The organism is Mesorhizobium sp. BH1-1-4, from assembly GCF_020165665.1.
Classification (GTDB): Bacteria; Pseudomonadota; Alphaproteobacteria; order Rhizobiales; family Rhizobiaceae; genus Mesorhizobium.
This window is the reverse complement of the sequence record NZ_JAIUIN010000002.1, coordinates 216156-233754: the sequence shown is the minus strand read 5'-3', so window position 1 is coordinate 233754 and position 17599 is coordinate 216156. Positions and strand designations below refer to the sequence as shown.

Below are 17599 nucleotides of genomic sequence, written 5' to 3'. Positions count from 1 at the left end.
TTCGACCCTAGCACAGCAACAGTTTGAGCTGACCTCTACTCACAAGCCCGTGCCGCGAAGGACCACGAAAGGTGTCTGCAACAAGATACGGAAGTCCTTGCTGAACGACATGACATCGGCGTACTCGGTATCGTAGCTGGCGCGCTCGGCGAACGAACACGCATTACGCGCGCTGACTTGCCATAGTCCCGTGAGGCCGGGCCTCATCTGAAAATAGGCGATCCCCGGGTACTGTGCCTGCTGTTCGGGGCACATTGGACGTGGACCAACCAAACTCATCTGGCCGGCAAAGACATTCCAGAGCTGCGGCAGCTCGTCGGCGGAATATTTGCGCAGGTAACGACCCATCGACGTGATGCGTGGATCGATGCGCAGCTTCTGGGATATGTCCCATTCGGCGCGCGCACAGGGGTCTTGGTCCAGATGCAACCGCAAGACTTTATCGGCATCTATGACCATCGTCCTCAGCTTCCACAGCCTGAAGACTTTTCCGTTCCTCCCGACGCGTGGCTGACAGTAGAACGCAGGCCCGCCGTCGCGCCGCACAAGAATGACCAGGACGCCAACGATGGCCATTGCCATGGGCGCCAACGCCAGCGTCGCGAGGATGTCGAAGCAGCGCTTGAAGCGGGGGTACGCCCGCGCCGCCTTCTTGAGATCTTCTTTCGACTGATGAGGCAAGAGTAGGTCATTGCCCAGCACTCCGGAAGCGACGTCCAGCATGCGACTCTCCACAAATTTGAAACTGTGAAATATTATTTTTTTGATCGGGAACAATCGCGAAGATATCGCGATTGCCGAGAGACTTTCCCCCTCATCAGGAAAGAGAATTACGGCCCAATTTGCCGTGAACTAGTCTCAGTTATCCTTAGTCGCGATCGTCTGAAAATACCCGATTTGATCTAGCTTAAATGATGTAGACTTTTGCGCTCCGGGCCGGAGGCGGTGTTAATTGGATGCCACCCCCCTGGTTGTAAGAGAAGGTGGTCACCCAATGCGTCCTTTCGGATGCATTCAACCCGACTGAGATACCCGGCGATAGCGCAATGAAATGCGCCCGCCCGGGGTCCGGAGACAATATGCTACGTCATTGGGAGATGGGTGGCGGTACGAAGGGATTAGTTCGAAGGCGCAGAAGCATATGCCTCCTCGTTTCGGACGCTGGCCGCATCCCAAAGCGGAAGGGATCGGGCAAGAAGTCCTTTCCTCGAACGCTCGAACCGTCGATGATCAAATACTGCGCTGACCCGGTGCCGGTTGCGCATCGCCGGGGCGCTAGCGTGGCTGTAGCGCGAGTTCAAAACGACTTCACCAACGCACGAGGCAGGTAAAATGGCCTTGGAGGAGCAGCGAAAAATGGGCGGACGTTTTCGGGGCCAGGCGATGCGTAGCGGAGTGCGATGTCGAAGCATCAACCGATCTTCATCGAGAGCCCAAGGAAAAGGAACTCGACGTTTACGAAAGCCACGATTTGCTCCGTGTTTTAACGTGGCCGCAAGCGCTTGTCCGGCAGTAACCTACATCAAACGACCTAAGTCGGAGGGTGAATAGCCATACCTCTTGTGATGACCGAGGCGACGGCCCCGACAGGCACGACACTTCAATGTGCGGACTATCATCAGGAGCCGCGAAGCCCGAAAATGACGAACCTGGCGTATTGCCGGAGACATATGGGGTTGGCGCCGATCTGATGAACGACATTGACATCCGCTTTTACCTTTCGCTTCTGCTGCGGCGATTGCCATACATTCTGGCCATTTCCATCACAGCGACCCTGGCCGGCATCGCGCTGGCCTACATCTTGCCCCCGCTCTATCGCGCGGATGCAAAGATTCTCGTCGAGGATCCACAGATTCCAACTGAGATGGCCCGCTCGACCGTTCCTACGATCGCATTCGCGCAATTCCAGATCATCGGGCAAGAGGTTACGACGCAGGACTATCTCACGCAGCTTGCCGCGCGGCTGAACGTGTATGCAGACAGCGAAGTACGGCTATCAAGCGCTGAAATCGCCGATGACATGCGTTCGCGCATTCGTCTCGAGCAAGTGGAGCTGGATGGAGCATCTCCAGGTTCGGGAGCCACGGTTTTTCGCGTCTCCTTCGATGCGAGAAAGCCGCAGCTGGCCGCCGACGTCGTCAACGATCTGGTTACCTACATCCTCGGCAAGAACCGGCGATTGCGTACGGACCGAGCCGGCGACACGCTGCAATTCTTTGAAAAGGAGGTTGCGCGACTGGGCTCGGAGCTGACCACGCTGGATGCAGAAATTCTAAAGTTCAAGAACAACAACCAGGAGGCGCTTCCCGACAGCCTCGACTTCAGGCGCAACCAGCAAAACGCTCAGCAGGAGCGACTGGCGCAAATCGAGCGGGAAGAAGCCGGGCTGCGCAGCCGGCGCAACAATCTTGTCCAAATCTATTCGACGACGGGTCAGGCCGCGAATACCGGGCCGCTGACACCTGATCAGCAGATGCTCCAGGACCTCAACCGCGCCTTGGTTGAGCAACTCGCAACCTTTTCCGAGACAAGTCCAACTGTTCTGGCACTGCGGGCGCAAATTTCTTCGGTCCAGCGCAGAATACAGGACAATAAGCCAACCGACAGCAGTGGCAAAGCGGCCCCTTCGGAATACGAGTTGCAAATGTCGGACATCGACGAGCGGCTGTCCTTCATCACGCAAGAACGGCAGTCGATCGCCAAGAATCTGGTGGATCTGGCAAAATCGATAGATGCCACGCCCGCCAACGAAAGTGCATTGAACTCACTGGAGCGAAACCGGACCAACATTCAAGCCCAGTATAACAATGCAACCGCAATGCTGGCCCAGGCCTCGACCGGCGAGCAGATCGAATCGGCGTCGAAAGGTGGTGGACGGTTCTCGCTCGTTGAGCCCGCCGTAGCGCCCGAAAAACCCGTCAGCCCCAATCGGCTGCGCATCGCTGCCCTGGGCCTCGTGGCCGGAATCGGTCTCGGTATTGGTTTCGTCGTACTGCTTGAGTTGATGAACAAGACCATACGTCGGCCGTCGGAGCTGGTTGAGATCTTGGACATTCAGCCGCTCGCGACCATTCCCTACATTGCACTGGCCTCAGAAAAGCGGTCGAGGCGCGTTGGATTTGCTCAATCGGCAGCGGCGTTGTGCGCAATGTGGATGCCCGCTCACGGACTGCTTGCGGCCGCCGGCAAGACGCTCGCTTTGCTTAATCCTGGAAGGCTGCTGGGCTGACGTTGGCGGGCTTCGAAAAACTCGAATTGGCTGAAGCGGCAGAGAAAGACTATGGAACACATTCAGATTGCCTTGCAGATGGCAAAACAGCAACAAGGCTTGGCGCCGGTGGTGGAGCAGCCAAAGCCGCGCCTCGAGGTGGTGAAACCCGCACTTTGGGACAGGCTGTCGTTGCTGCGTTCCAACGCCGATGCCCTCGAAAGAGGCAGGCTGGTATCGCTCAGTCGTTCGGACAATTCCCATGTTGCATTCGACATGATGCGCACGAGGGTCCTACAACTGATGCGCGCCAACAACTGGACGACGGTGGCAATTACGTCGCCAACCGCCGGATGCGGGAAAACCACGGTTTCGTTGAACTTGACCTTCAGTCTGGCCAATCAACGAGACTGTCGCACGCTGCTCGTCGATCTCGATTTGCGAAAACCTCAGATAGCCAAGACGCTGGGCATTCACAATCCGCCGCGACTGGAGAATTTCCTCAAGGGCCAGAGCGAGATTGAGGACGTTTTCCTGCGCCATGGTGAAAATGTCGCCATCGCGCCAAACAGTTTGAGCGTTCGCCTGGCGGCCGAGCTCCTGCAGAGTGCGGAAGCCGCCAAGGCCCTGAAGGGGCTGAAGCAGAAGCTCGAGCCCGACATTATCATTCTCGATCTGCCGCCCATGTTGTCAACCGACGACGTCATGGCTGTCTTGCCGAGTGTGGATTGCGTGATCCTGGTTGCCGCGGCTGAAGCGACCACGCGCTCCGAAATCGACTTGTGCGAACTGGAGCTCTCTCAAAAATCAAAGGTGCTCGGCGTGGTTTTGAACAAGTGCCGCTACAGCCCTGAAAAATACGGCTACTGACGGAGGCGGAAGTTGTCCAATCTGACCAGCGCGGCCCTCGAACAGACGGAGGCATTTGGCTGCGCGAAAACTGAAGATGGTGGCGTTCGCCTGCCATCGAGCAGATTCCTGATTTACTCGCAGACCTTCGGACTGCGCGAACGGCCCTTCAGCCTCATCCCAGATCCGAATTTTCTGTTTTGGTCCGATAACCACAGCCGCGCCTACGCGATGCTCGAGTACGGGCTTGCGACTTTTGCCCCTATCACCGTCATTACAGGCGAGGTAGGCGCAGGCAAGACGACGCTTATCCGCCATCTGTTGCGTGGAGCGGCGCCTAATCTGCGCATTGGCCTTATCTCCAATGCCCATGGTTCGCGCGGGCAGCTGTTGCACTGGGTTCTGTCATCGCTTGGACAGGACATCGAAGAGCGTGTTTCTTACGTGAAACGCTTCGCTCAGTTCGAAGCGTTCCTGCGCCAGGAGCACGCCGCAGGACGTCACACCGTCGTTATTCTCGACGAGGCGCAAAATCTGTCCGCGAAAATGCTTGAGGAGCTCAGGTGTTTTTCCAACTTGAATTGCGAGGTGGAAGAGCTGCTGCAGATAATCCTGGTCGGACAGCCGGAGCTCAGGGGCATTATCGGGCGTCCAGAGATGCTGCAGTTCGCCCAGCGTGTGTCCGCCCATTTTCATCTGGGTGGGATGCCGGCGGATGCAATCGCGAAATACATTACCCACCGACTGATGGTGGCTGGTACCGATCGGCAAATTTTCACTCCATCGGCCTGCGATCAGATCTTCATCGCAAGCCGCGGCCTGCCACGCATCATCAACCAGATCTGCGACTACGCACTGGTCTACGCCTTCGCCGAGCAGCGCACGACAGTCGACGATGAGTTGGTTCGCATAGTCGTCACCGATCAGAAAATCCAGCCCGTGAATGCGGCGCTTACATCTGTCACCTGATCGGCACACGCGCGGCCGCTGACGCAGCAGAGGCTTTTTAATCAGGCGCGATTCCAGCGCCCGGACAGCAGGGAGGCGTTGGCGCCGAACCCGACCCTTAGCATGATCGCCGATCTGCAGAGGCGGATCATGATGACCCCCATCAGGGCAAGCCATCGGGCACGCCATCCCTGGATCCGGCTGGATGAACCAATTCGCACAACCTCTGCGACGGGCGAAAGAGCGACTGCCACACTGCGCAGCATCCAGCGCGGCCACCAGCCTGGCTTTGTTCGCGCCTGCGCAAAATCATGCGCGACATGCCGCTCCCATTTCCGTGCAAGCTCGTCAAAATTTCTACGTGCCGGATGATAGACGATCATGTCAGGGCTGTAGTGCGTGGTGTAGCCCTTGCGCAGCGCGCGCTGTCCCCAATCGCGGTCTTCGGCGATTTCAATGCCGCCAAAAGGCCCGATTAAGGCAAAGGTTTGGGCTCTGACCGCAAGGTTGCCGGTGCCCGTAAACCCTTGCTTGGCAATGTATTCTTTCATTCGATAGGCAAATACGCTCTCATAGGCCTCCAGCAGGGTCGGCCGGGCGGGAACGTCGCACGCGATGCGCACATCACCACCGAGTATGGCAACGTCGGCGCGGCGTCGAAAAAGCTGCTCGATGTGCGAAAGCCAACCTTGGTCGGCAATGCAATCGGCATCTATGAAAGCCAGGATATCGCCGGTCGCGTGCAGGACCCCGAGGTTGCGCGCAGGCCCCGGCCCAGGCGTGTGTTGACGCAACAGGGTAACGCCGGAAAAGCCAGCGCAGACATCGACCGGCATGACTTTTGAACCGTTGTCGACAACGATGAATTCAACCGGCTCGGCGAGGTTTTGCTGAGCTGGTCTTTCTTGGGTACAAAGCGATTCCAGGCACCTGCTCAGGGCTTGCGGCTGGTCGAGGTGCGGAATAATCACGCTGATCATTGAAGTCTCGTCCTTCGCTCAGGAGATTTCGGTAAACGGCGAGATACTGACGTGCTTCGACCTGCCAATGAAATTCACGATCGGCAATCGCGCGCCCGGCCTGTCCCATTCGTCTGCGCCGCTCAGGGTCATCCACCAATGCCAGTACACCTTCCGCAAGCGCTTCTGGCGAGTGTTCGGGCAGCACCAACGCTGCTTCTCCTGCTTCCCGTGCCGCCTGCCCAAGGTTGAACTGAACGAAGGGTAAACCCAACATCATGTACTCGAACACTTTGTTCATCGACAGTTTGTCGTTGAAATCGTTCGGCGGGTCCGGGATTACACCGACCTCGATTGCCGACAGATGAGCCATGAGCGATGGACCGGTCAAATAGCCCGTAAAATGCACTGACTGGTCAACATCGAGCGCCACGGCCAAGTCCTTCAACCGAGAGAGCTCAGGACCGTCGCCGATAATGACACAGGCAACATCGTGGCGCTTTTGAACGTGTCGAATTTCAGCCATGGCCCTGACCAGGGTCTCTACTCCGTCTTGCGCCCCCATGATGCCGATATATCCAATGAGATTCTTCTTGAGGGACATCAGCGTCGGATCGGCGCTTGTTCGCTGGAACTTGGTTCGTTCCGGGTAGCTTTTGACGACTGTCACATTTTCGGGGTGCATTCCGCCACGCGCCACCGCGATGTCGCGGAATACCTCATTGGTGGCAATGCTGGCATCGGCGGCCCGAAAGGTAAGCCGCTCGCACAGGCTCAACGCTTTGTAGAAGAGGTCTTTTCGGCCGAATTTCGCCACGTAGAGTTCGGGACTTAGATCGTGGTGATCGAACACAAACCGGGTGCTGAACAGCCATTTGTGGACAAGCGCCACGAGGAACATCAGGTCAGGGGGATTGCAGGCCTGGATGACATGTATGCGGCGCTGGCGCCGGATGCGGAATGAAAGATAAAGCTGGTAGGACAGTGCAACGCAATATTCCCTCAGAAAGCCTTTGGTCGAACGTGCTTCGCGCAAGGGGTGACGGTAGATGTTGACGTCGGCAATGACCTCGTATGACTTGTCGTAGCCCTTACCCTTGGGACAAATGATCGAAACCGCGTATCCGGCTTCCTTAAGGGCCAGCGCTTCTTGCCAGACCCTGCGATCGAAGGGCACAGGAAGATTTTCAACGAGGATGAGAATGTGATGGCCGTTTGACATGGCAAACTCCCGCATTATTTCCGGTCACTTCCGAAGATTTGGGGTGAGGCAGGTCGGTCCCGGCCAGATCCACTCACTCCGTCACGTGGTCGCTTGAGATTGTCTGCTCAGACGTTGCGACAGGCGGTAGTAGATACTTTTAGTCAGCCGGGCAGCCAGTCAGCAAACGGGGTAAGGCGCTTGCGCCTTTTGTTCAGGTATCTTTGCCGTAGAACCTTGGCCAATTGTGTGGGCGAGTGAATTCTTGTGCAGCAAGGCTGTGAGTGTCTCAGGCAGGTGTCATAAAGACTGACAAGGGTGTCGATCTGCGTCCCATCGCGCGCGTCGACGTCGGACCCGTCGCGAAATTCCTCCATGAGAACTTGAACAACCGGATTACGCCAGCGGCATGGGCGTCAGCCATAATTCCCACTTGGCAGACGGCTTCTCCAAATCACGGGTTCATGCTCGTGGGTGATGGGCAGATCGTTGGCGTGTACCTGGCGTTCTATTCCCAGTCGTGCATCGCGGGGCGGATCGAAAAAATATGCAACATGGCCGCTTGGTGCGTTCTTGAAGAGTTCAGGTCGCATGCCCTGCGATTGGTAAGAGCCATGCTGGGGCAGGAAGGCTACACCTTCACCGACCTCTCACCGAGTGGGAACGTGGTTCAACTGAATGCGCGCTTGAAGTTTCAGTTTTTGGATACAGGCACGGCGCTGATTGCGAACCTGCCGTGGCCGAGATGGTCGGGCATTCGAATTGTATCGGCTCGAGCGTCGATCGAGGCCGTCCTTCAAGGGCGCGACCTCGAAATCTACAGGGATCATGCCCAAGTGGCGGCTGCAGGTCACCTCGTCGTCGTCAGAGGCGATCAGCTTTGCTACGTGATGTTTCGACGGGACCGGCGAAAGGGCCTCCCGTTCTTCGCCTCGATCCTCCACGTCAGCAACCACGATCTGTTTCGGGTTGCCGCCCGCAATGTCTACAGCCATCTCCTCACCCGTTTCGGGATCCTGGCTACGCTCGCCGAGACCCGTATCGTTCGACACCACCCAAGCCTGTCCTTCATGCTTCGTTCGCCGCGTCCAAAAATGTATCGGAGCGATCGATTGCGGCCAGAGGAAATTGACTACCTGTATAGCGAGCTTGTTTGTGTGCCGTGGTGATGGAAGCAGGACGGACATGAAACGATTGATGAGATCAAACCTGTGCCACCTGCTCGAACAGGCTGCGCACATGCGCGGCAGCGCGGCAGCGCTGACATACAAGAACACGACCTGCGGCTATGACGAGCTTTTCCTTCGCGTTTGCAGTTTCGCATCTGGCTTGGCGGCCATCGGTCTGGCGCGTGACGAGCGGGTGGCAATACTGCTGGAAAAACGTATCGAGACCGTCGTGGCGATCTTCGGCACCGCGGCTGCGGGTGGCGTTTTCGTGCCCATCAACACGCTGCTCAGGCCCCAGCAGGTCGCCTATATTCTGGCCGATTGCAACGTCAGCGTCCTGGTGACGACGCCTGAACGGTTGGCTGAACTGGCCAAGCACCCGGATGCCTGCGCCGGCGTTGCTCACGTCATCCTGGTCGGCGCCGAACCAGCCGAGGCCAATGAAGCTGTCGCCAACAGCTTTGCCACACACGACTGGGCGTCGTTGCCAGCGTCCGACGTCGCACCGCTGCCGGCCACTATCGACATGGACATGGCGGCAATCCTTTATACATCGGGAAGCACCGGCAAGCCTAAGGGCGTCGTGTTAAGTCACCGTAATCTCATCGTCGGTGGCGAAAGCGTGAGCCAATATCTGGAAAATACCTCAAGTGACACTATCCTGTCCGTGCTGCCCTTGAGTTTTGACGCTGGGCTCAGCCAGCTGACGACCGCATTTAATGTTGGCGCCCACGTCGTTTTGGTGAACTATCTCCTTCCGGCTGACGTCGTGCGATTGTGCACTAGGCACTCGATAACCGGCATAACGGGCGTGCCGCCGCTCTGGATCCAGTTGGCGGACCAGACTTGGCCCGCCGAAACGGCGGCCAGGCTGCGTTACTTCGCCAACACCGGGGGGCGCATGCCGAAGGCGACGCTCGACAAATTACGCCAGCGCTTCCCCAAGGCCCTGCCCTATCTGATGTACGGCCTGACCGAAGCATTTCGCTCGACCTATCTTGATCCCGCTCAAATCGATCGTCGCCCCGATTCGATCGGCAAGGCCATCCCCAACGCCGAAATCCTGGTCTTGCGTCCGGACGGTTCGCGCTGCGCGCCGGGCGAAGAGGGTGAACTCGTCCATCGCGGCCCGCTGGTCGCGTTGGGCTACTGGAACGATCCGAAGCGCACCGCGGAACGCTTCCGGCCCGTGTTCGCACAGGAAGCGGGCTGGCGAGCGCCCGAACTCGCCGTGTTTTCCGGCGATACGGTCGTGGCGGACGAAGAGGGGTTCCTTTTCTTCGTCGGGCGCAGAGACGAGATGATCAAGACATCCGGCTACCGGGTCAGTCCCACCGAGGTCGAAGAGGTAGCCTATGGCACCGGACTGGTCCGCGATGCCGTCGCTCTCGGCGTCGAGGATCCAACCCTTGGGCAACGAATAGTCCTGATCGCCAGCCCAGCTGGAGACCTTCCGCTCGATCAGACAGGCCTTTTGTCTGCGATCAGGCAGCAATTGCCGCAATATATGGTGCCGGCGTCGGTCTTTGAGATGTCAGCCATCCCAACGACGCCTAACGGCAAATTCGACCGCGTTTCATTGCGGGCGAGATTGTCCTCATGAGCGTTCATCCGACCATTGCGGCCTTCGCAACGGAAAGAAACAGCCTCGTCGTGGGCGGGGTGCCGATCGATCGGCTCGCTGAGAGGGCGGGCTCGACACCCTTCTTTGCCTATGACAGACAGTTGATGACCGATCGTGTCGGCTATCTTCGTTCCGCCCTGCCCACCGAAGTCCATTTGCATTACGCGATCAAGGCCAATCCCATGCCGGCCGTAGTCGACCACATGGCACGCCTTGTGGACGGCTGTGACGTGGCGTCGGCGATAGAAATGAAGGTCGTGCTCGATACTCCGACACCTGCCGAGCGGGTAAGTTTCGCAGGCCCTGGAAAAACCCGCGGTGAGCTAGCGCAAGCGATCGCCGCTGGCGTGACGATCGAGATGGAATCGGGAAGCGAAGCCCGACGCGTTGCCGAGATCGGCAACAGGCTCGGCCTGCGGCCGCGGGTGGCCTTGCGCGTCAATCCCGATTTTCAGGTCAAGGGCTCCGGGATGCGCATGGGCGGCGGTTCTCAGCAATTCGGTGTCGACGCCGAAGAGGTACCAGCTGTTCTGAAGCAGCTCGTGGCGGCTGACTTGGACTTCCAGGGTTTCCATATTTTCGCGGGCTCGCAAAACCTGCACGCCGATATTTTGTGCGAGGCCCAAAACAAGACTGTCGAACTCATGCTTGAGCTGGCGGAGCGCTCGCCATTGCCGGTAAGCTATCTCAATCTCGGAGGCGGGTTCGGAATTCCGTATTTCGACAAGGATCGCTCCCTCGATCTCGCGCCGTTGGGCGAGAACATTGCCAGGCTGATCGACACGGTGATCCGCCCCCGTTTGCCGCACAGTCGCGTGGTTATGGAGTTTGGCCGATATCTCGTCGGAGAAGCCGGAATCTATGCCACACGGGTTGTTGACCGCAAGGTCTCTCGCGGACGAACCTACCTCGTGGTGGATGGTGGGCTGCACCATCAATTGGCAGCCTCAGGTAATTTTGGCCAGGTCATTCGCCGCAACTATCCTGTGGCTGTCGCCAACAAGATGACTGACACGGACCTTGAGCCTGTAACGGTCGTCGGTTGCCTCTGCACACCGCTAGATACGCTCGCAGACAATGTCAGCCTTCCCCGCGCCGATGTCGGAGACACAATCGTTTTCTTTCACGCGGGAGCTTATGGGCTGACAGCCAGCCCGACGGCGTTTCTCGGGCATCCGATGCCAGTGGAAATGTTGGTGTAAATCTACAACGAACCTTGGATGGGACACTATGAGCACGAATTTGGAAACGCTGGAAGCCGTCAGGGACGTCGTCGTTGATACACTGGGCATTCAGGACAAGCGGCGGCTTCTCGATGCGCAGACTGCTTTGTTCGGTAGCTTGCCGGAACTCGACTCCTACGGGGTGCTGACATTGGCAATGGCATTGGAGACCCGTTTTGCATTCCAGATCGATGACAGTGAGTTTTCGGCCGATGTTTTTGAAACGCTCGGCTCACTTGCTGATTTCGTCGATCAAAAATGCTCGCACCGGCAGATCGAGGCCGTGTCATAGGCCCTCGGCCGGTTCTGCGGCCAAGGTATGTCAAGCGTCGTCAGCACGGACAAGGGGCTTAAGCATGCTAATGAGGAACAACACAAATCATGAATCGCCGGCCCTGGCGGTCATTGTCGTCACCTACAACAGTGCGGTTCCCCTGCCTGGCCTGCTCGACTCTCTGGCTCCCGGCCTTGAGGGCGTCGAGAGTTTCGAAGTCATCGTTGTCGACAACGATTCTCGTGATGATTCGGTCGAAGTCGCGCTCGCCCATCCTATCGGAGCCCGGGTGGTAAAAACCGGAAGCAATGCCGGCTATGCCGCCGCCATCAACAAGGCAGCGGCGACCGTGCACCCGGACGCGGACCTTTTGATTCTCAATCCCGATCTGCGACTTTGCCCCGGTGCGGTGCGGCGGCTTGTCGAGCGTGCCAAAGACGCGTCCGTCGGGATCGCTGTGCCACGCAACTTGAGGGAAGACGGCACGACTGACCCGACGCTGCGTCACGAGCCGTCGATCACGACCGCATGGGCCGACTCGCTTCTCGGCGGGAAGCTTGCCGGCCGGCTGGGGCTCGGCGAAATTGTCTGCCAAATAGCACGCTATGATCGCGATGGGCCAGTGGAATGGGCAACGGGCTCGGTGCTGCTGGTCGCAGCGCGAGCACGACGTATTGTCGGCATTTGGGATGAGTCGTACTTTCTCTACAGCGAAGAGGTAGACTACCAGAGGCGGGTCCGGGCCGCCGGGCTGTGCGTCTCCTATGTGCCTCAATCGCTGGCTGTCCATGCCGGCGGCGACTACCGTTCCAACACCAGGCTGTTCGCTCTTTTGACTATGAATCGAGTACGCTACTACCGCCGCTACCACGGCACTGTTGCCACCTGCATGTTCAGGTTGGGTATTGCCATTGGAGAGGCGCTCCGGTTTTGGCGCGGCGCCACACACAGGGCCGCCCTTTGCAGTGTTCTCACGCCGGTGCGGCCGGCTTTTGATTTTCGAGTGGAACAACCGCGGCGATGCTGACATTCGCTAGGCGAAATCCGCGGATCGTCAATTTTCACGGAATTGGCGTTCCCGCACGGGAACTCGAGCCAGGCGAGGCCAGTTACTGGGTCAGCTTGCATCGCTTTCGCGATATACTTGATCGCATCGTGTGCCATCCTGACCGCGCACTGGTGTCGATCACCTTCGACGATGGCAATATATCTGACCTCGCAACTGCTGCGCCCGAGCTCGTGGGTCGCGGTCTCGATGCCGAAATATTCGTCCTCACCGGCCGGCTCGGCCAACGCGGATCATTATCGGTTGACGACATCGCCCACTTGCTTCGGCTGGGAATGAGGATCGGCAATCATGGCTATGCCCACAGCGACTGGACTAAATTGACGTCGAAGCAGTTGGACGCCGAACTGGTCGCGTCAAAGGCCCGGCTTGAGGAGATATGCGGTGTCCCCATCCACTCGGCCGCTATTCCTTTCGGACGCTACAATAGTGCCGTTCTCAGGGCACTGCGCCGGGCTGGTTACGATGCCGTCTACTCCAGCGACGGGGGTTGTGTGGATACGCTCTCCTACCCGAGGCCGCGAACCTCAATTCGACAGGATATGTCGGACACAGCGTTGGATAACATCCTTTCGGGCCAATTGCAGCCCACGCAACTGTTGCGCCGCAATGCCGCTATGGCGGTGAAGCGATGGATTTGATGTGACCGGCTCGACGGTAGGGCGTGTGCCCGTTCGGTGATCTGCCAACGCACGGCAGCATCGGCCTCAGTGCGTGATCGTCGATGGTCAGATCACTGTTTTTCGGTTTGTGCGAACTCGTCTATTGCCATTGGAGCCTGATGGCTGCGGCGAGTGGCGCCTAGTTGCTCGATCGGTCGCGTTGGGCTGCGTGGCCGTCTCTTGTTCATCGGACTTGATGTCCAGGATCCAGGTGCCGCTGCCCAGGAGGAAAGTGAACCAGGCATATGTCGGCCCCCAGAAGTGAACCGTCGTGCCCACTATGAAATACGCGACCACGCTGATGAGATAGGCCGTGCGGTAAATGGACACCACCTGGCTTAGACCCTTTTTCAAGCCGATGGTCGCGACTATCCACAGACATGACGCCAAGGTGAGTATGAAGGCAGGCAAGCCGTGCCGCATGGCGGTGATCAGCCAGAAATTGTCGATGCTATCGGAGCCCATCCAGGATGGGCGAACCCAGTCTGCGAACCCGATTCCCAACCACGGATGATTTAGCACCGAGGCCGACCCATAATTCCAGATCCAGATTCGATACCACCCTGTCTGTTGATCGAAGGTGAAGTGGGAGATGTAGAACTGGATCGGCGTCTGGTTCGACCCGAATTCGACGACAAGAAACGCAGCGACGGCCAAGCTAGCCAGAACGGCCCATTTGCGTGGATAGGCCTTGAGCACCAACGCCCAACCGGTCAGAGCGATCTGGACCATGATGCCGGCGATAGGTGCTGATGACATGGACAGAAATGCAATGCCGGCGATCGTAGTCGTCAACAGCCAGCGCGAGAACGAGCTTTTGCCATAGCCCAGCACAAGGTGCGTCATCGCAACGATACTGCCGCAAAACACACCAAACAGGATCGAATGGCTGAACGGGCCTTGCACGCGCCAAAACCCCAGACGTGGAACCATCCGCGTGACGTCCACCGTGGGGAAAACCATGCTGAACGCGGCCAGGATAGGCTTGCTGCCTGTCATCCATTCGTAGACCGCAAATGGCGCCATCAAGACGACAAGTTTGGCCATGAGCCGGATCAGGCTTTGAAAGCTGGCCGCGTCGCGAATATAGCAACGTGCCAGCAGATAGGCGCCGAGAGTTTCGACGAGGAGAACGCCGGCCGGCTGTATCGCCCCCGCCACACCATGGGCGGAGACGAGGCTGAGGGCAGCCCAAAGGCAAAACAGGCCCAGACCCATGTCAGGAGCCCTGATCCGACCCGCTTTGCCGTTAAGCCACATAAACGCGCAAGGCAGCAGCACGATCGACAGGACCAACCGATAAATAGGCATGATGACCGGCCCCAGGGGGATCATCCATGGGATGATGAGGCTGACAAGGAACAAAGATACCGGCAAAGGCAACTTCGCGTTTGCCTCACGAAAATCGGTTCCTCTGTTCGCCGATGCGCGCGCACGACGTGGGGAGTATCGTTGCGCGGTCGTCAATGCATCAGAATTGACGCTCGAAGTCATTCACCGCTCTTCGCAATTCGTCTTCGGCACAGAGTAAGCTTTCGCGGGAGATCGCATGCTTTCGGCGCCCTCGAAACCATACACGGCAAAGACCCCAGGCGTCATAAATCGATGGGAGAAGTCACGTACACCTTTTAGCTTGGTAGGGTGGAGCGTTGCAGCTTGAATTCCCGGGATTGGCGGGCCCGCGGAAAGGCAGGCACGACATAAGATTTTTGGTAGGTAGCCACTATCCGAATTGTGGGCTTTTCATACCGGCACGCAATGTGATGATTCCAGGTCAGGCTTGAACTATGCCGTTGTAGAGCTGGGGGAAGCGTGACTGCCACCATGTCGATGAATTCGGACGACCTTGAAGGCCAGTTTGTTGTTAGCCTGGGCGGGGTGAGCCCTGCAGGGGGTTCGCACCGCCATAAGCTGGCATCGTTGGCGGTCGATATATTTCCGGGTGTTGATCTGATCCCCGTCATTGACGGCGGAGGTCGCACCATTGGTGCTTTGCTGGGCACGGCAATCGACCTCGACAATGAATCGATCGTCACGGGCCAGCTGCGCCTGGAAGGCACGCTCTCGACCAGCCAAGACGTCGAACCCTTCCTCGAGAAAAACATCTACAGGCTTGCGGGCAGTTTCCTCTTTGTTCTTGATGTCAGGGGGATGCGTCGCATCTATCTCGATGCCGACGCGACCATGTCGCTGGTCTATGATCCTGAGGCTGAAATCGCCGGCTCGAGCGCGGCCCCATTGTTTGATGCCGAAACCTATCGGGGTCGCTTTCGAACGGATCTTTACAATGCGCTCGATGTCGACAATGCCGGCTGGTTCACCGCCGGCCTGACCGCCCATCGCGGTCTCCATCGGCTGCTTTGCAACCACTACCTTGATTTGGAAACGTGGGTAGCGGTTCGCCACTGGCCAAGGCAACAGATAGCCGATGGACCGGATGCGTCGATGGCGTACAGACAAATCAGCGATCAGGTGACTCGCGCCATCCGCGCGCTGGCCAAGTCAGGCAATGCCTGCGTCGCACTGACCGCAGGCAATGATTCCAGATTCCTCCTGGCGTGCTGCCGCGATCTCGTGAACGACGTTTCATTCGTTACTGTGGACGCGCCCGGAGCCGAACTTGACGTCGCATGTGCAAGAAACTTGGCCACCAGATTTGGATTGCGCCATAAGGTGCTGCCCTTTCGGCTGGCGAGCGCTGTGGAGCAGGAGCGATGGCAGTTTCGGGCTGGGCACTGCGTCGGCGGGGCCAATATGAAAATGCATCCAAGCGTTTCGCCTCTGGAAGGCAAGTATTTCGTTGGCGGGCTCGGTGGAGAAATTGGACGTGGCTTTCTCTGGTTGAAGGCTGAAAGTGACACGGCCATCGATGCTGCCAACATTGTAGCTCGCCTTAAACTTCCCCAGCATCCCGCTGTGCTGGAAGCGGTTGATGCGTGGCTGTTCCCGCTTTTGAATTACGACAGCCTCTTTATACTGGACCTGGCCTATCTAGAATTGCGCATGAGCGCCTGGGGTTTCGCCGATTCTTACGTGAAACCCAAGCAAAAAGAAATCAACCCGATGATATCGCGGGCAAATTACGTGAATATGCTTTCCGTTCCTTCGAGGATGAGGCGAGAAAGGGAGATATTGCTAAAAGAAATCGGAATCAAGTGGCCAGACGTTCTTGCAATACCGATAAATAGATATGGAGACATGCGCGATAAGCTCAAATTCGTCCGCGATGTCTTTTCGAACCCACGTCGCGCGATCAGAAAAGTGTCTCAAATTGTGTATGCTGGCGCAAGGTAAGGTTGATGGCAATCGTTGAGCAAAAAGTGGGCGATCTTGTGCGGCTGCTTTATCAAAAGCTCGCCGATGTTTCGCATGTGAGGCAGCGCAAGCGGTTGATGGTTCCAACCAGCGGCGATCACGGGGCTACACCGACTATCTATTTTTTGACACCGGATCACCACGGCGCATCCGGTGGCATTCGGGTGATCTATCGTCATGTCGACATTCTGAATTCTATTGGAGTTCAGGCCTTTGTCCTCCATCAGCGTCCGGGTTTCCGGTGCAATTGGTTCCACAATCAGACGGAGGTCACAGATGTTCAGAAAGCCAAGGTGACACGGAGCGACATCTTGGTTGTCTCAGAACTCGACATCGACCTTCTGTCGCGGATCCCCTCTGGCATCAAGTACCTCATCTTCAATCAGAATAGCCATCTCACGTGGAGACGTGGCGGCGCGCTTGCCGCCAGGCTGTATGGCGCCAATCCCGATCTGACAGGGGTGGTGACAGTATCCGACCACAATCGGGAGATGCTCCGTTACGCATTCCCCGCAAGTCCAATAGAGCGTGTGCATCTAAGTATCGATCCGACGTTGTTTCACCCCGGATCGGGCGCACGGCCCCGGCGCATTGCATATATGCCGAGGCGGGGTCGTGACGACGCCCAACAAATAGTCGAAATGCTCCGCGCACGCGGCGTTCTTGAGGGCTGGGAGGTCGTCGCACTGGATGGCCTGGCTCATTCAGAGGTGGCGGACAAATTGCGTACGACGCGCATCTTTCTGGCCCTCACTTATCAGGAGGGCTTCGGACTGCCGGCGGCAGAGGCGATGGCGTGCGGAAACTATGTGATCGGCAATCACGGGTTTGGTGGCAAGGAGTTTTTCCTCCCCGAATTTAGCGCAGTCGTAGAACCCGGCGACATCATGGCGCTGGTACGGGCGGCTGAAGAGGCAATTTATAACGACGAGAGCAATGTCGGATGGTGTCGTGACCGAGGTCAAGCAGCCTCAGCTTTCATTCTTGAAACGTATTCGCCCCAAAGGGAGCGTGATGACGTCGCGACGTTTTACCGTGAATTCCTGGCTTCAGTGCTCCCGGCAAGGCAAGCAGCCGAATAAACTGATAGATGCCGTGAAC

The 17599-nt window shown here is 57.7% G+C and carries 15 protein-coding genes; 11 read left to right on the top strand and 4 right to left on the bottom strand.

The window, feature by feature from the left end; translation table 11 throughout:
- Positions 1-39 precede the first annotated feature (39 nt).
- Positions 40-723: a sugar transferase gene (locus LB569_RS04740; RefSeq protein ID WP_224691302.1), complete on the bottom strand. Its 684-nt coding sequence runs from the start codon at positions 721-723 to the stop codon at positions 40-42.
- A 967-nt stretch (positions 724-1690) separates the two neighbouring features.
- On the opposite strand from LB569_RS04740, the gene LB569_RS04735 reads away from it, so the two are divergent.
- From LB569_RS04735 to LB569_RS04725, 3 genes are read left to right on the top strand one after another with little or no spacing between them, the layout of a single operon-like run.
- Positions 1691-3229, top strand: a complete 1539-nt coding sequence (locus LB569_RS04735) for a GumC family protein (RefSeq protein WP_224691301.1) — start codon at positions 1691-1693, stop codon at positions 3227-3229.
- A gap of 51 nt (positions 3230-3280) precedes the next feature.
- On the top strand, positions 3281-4078 hold the full coding sequence (locus LB569_RS04730) for a CpsD/CapB family tyrosine-protein kinase (RefSeq protein ID WP_224691300.1): 798 nt from the start codon (positions 3281-3283) through the stop codon (positions 4076-4078).
- Between the two features lie 12 nt (positions 4079-4090).
- Positions 4091-5026, top strand: a complete 936-nt coding sequence (locus LB569_RS04725) for an ExeA family protein (RefSeq protein WP_224691299.1) — start codon at positions 4091-4093, stop codon at positions 5024-5026.
- 41 nt (positions 5027-5067) lie between these two features.
- Here the strand turns inward: LB569_RS04725 and LB569_RS04720 are convergent, their stop codons facing one another.
- The gene (locus tag LB569_RS04720; protein WP_224691298.1) at positions 5068-5985 is read right to left on the bottom strand and encodes a glycosyltransferase family 2 protein; all 918 of its coding nucleotides are present in this window, start codon (positions 5983-5985) and stop codon (positions 5068-5070) included.
- Positions 5873-7186: a glycosyltransferase family 4 protein gene (locus LB569_RS04715; RefSeq protein ID WP_224691297.1), complete on the bottom strand. Its 1314-nt coding sequence runs from the start codon at positions 7184-7186 to the stop codon at positions 5873-5875. Before LB569_RS04715 ends, LB569_RS04720 begins: the two co-directional genes overlap by 113 nt.
- A gap of 263 nt (positions 7187-7449) precedes the next feature.
- On the opposite strand from LB569_RS04715, the gene LB569_RS04710 reads away from it, so the two are divergent.
- From LB569_RS04710 to LB569_RS04685, 6 genes are all read left to right on the top strand, one after another.
- Positions 7450-8334 (top strand): hypothetical protein, encoded by an 885-nt coding sequence (locus LB569_RS04710; protein ID WP_224691296.1) that lies wholly within the window; start codon positions 7450-7452, stop codon positions 8332-8334.
- A gap of 16 nt (positions 8335-8350) precedes the next feature.
- Positions 8351-9937 (top strand): acyl-CoA ligase (AMP-forming), exosortase A system-associated, encoded by a 1587-nt coding sequence (locus tag LB569_RS04705; RefSeq protein WP_224691505.1) that lies wholly within the window; start codon positions 8351-8353, stop codon positions 9935-9937.
- Positions 9934-11160 (top strand): pyridoxal-dependent decarboxylase, exosortase A system-associated, encoded by a 1227-nt coding sequence (locus LB569_RS04700; RefSeq protein ID WP_224691295.1) that lies wholly within the window; start codon positions 9934-9936, stop codon positions 11158-11160. Before LB569_RS04705 ends, LB569_RS04700 begins: the two co-directional genes overlap by 4 nt.
- Positions 11161-11188: 28 nt before the next feature.
- On the top strand, positions 11189-11473 hold the full coding sequence (locus LB569_RS04695) for an acyl carrier protein (RefSeq protein WP_224691294.1): 285 nt from the start codon (positions 11189-11191) through the stop codon (positions 11471-11473).
- A 64-nt stretch (positions 11474-11537) separates the two neighbouring features.
- Positions 11538-12482: a glycosyltransferase gene (locus LB569_RS04690; RefSeq protein ID WP_224691293.1), complete on the top strand. Its 945-nt coding sequence runs from the start codon at positions 11538-11540 to the stop codon at positions 12480-12482.
- Positions 12476-13162, top strand: coding sequence for a polysaccharide deacetylase family protein (locus tag LB569_RS04685; protein WP_224691292.1), 687 nt, complete (start codon positions 12476-12478; stop codon positions 13160-13162). The genes LB569_RS04690 and LB569_RS04685 overlap by 7 nt, the downstream gene beginning before the upstream one ends.
- A gap of 87 nt (positions 13163-13249) precedes the next feature.
- On the opposite strand, the gene LB569_RS04680 is transcribed toward LB569_RS04685, so the two are convergent.
- Complete coding sequence (locus tag LB569_RS04680) at positions 13250-14677, bottom strand: O-antigen ligase family protein (RefSeq protein WP_224691291.1); 1428 nt, start codon at positions 14675-14677, stop codon at positions 13250-13252.
- A gap of 330 nt (positions 14678-15007) precedes the next feature.
- Here LB569_RS04680 and LB569_RS04675 point away from each other — a divergent pair, with 330 nt between their 5' ends.
- The gene (locus tag LB569_RS04675; RefSeq protein WP_224691290.1) at positions 15008-16477 is read left to right on the top strand and encodes a hypothetical protein; all 1470 of its coding nucleotides are present in this window, start codon (positions 15008-15010) and stop codon (positions 16475-16477) included.
- Positions 16478-16482: 5 nt separating this feature from the next.
- Positions 16483-17580, top strand: coding sequence for a glycosyltransferase (locus tag LB569_RS04670; protein ID WP_224691289.1), 1098 nt, complete (start codon positions 16483-16485; stop codon positions 17578-17580).
- Positions 17581-17599 lie beyond the last annotated feature (19 nt).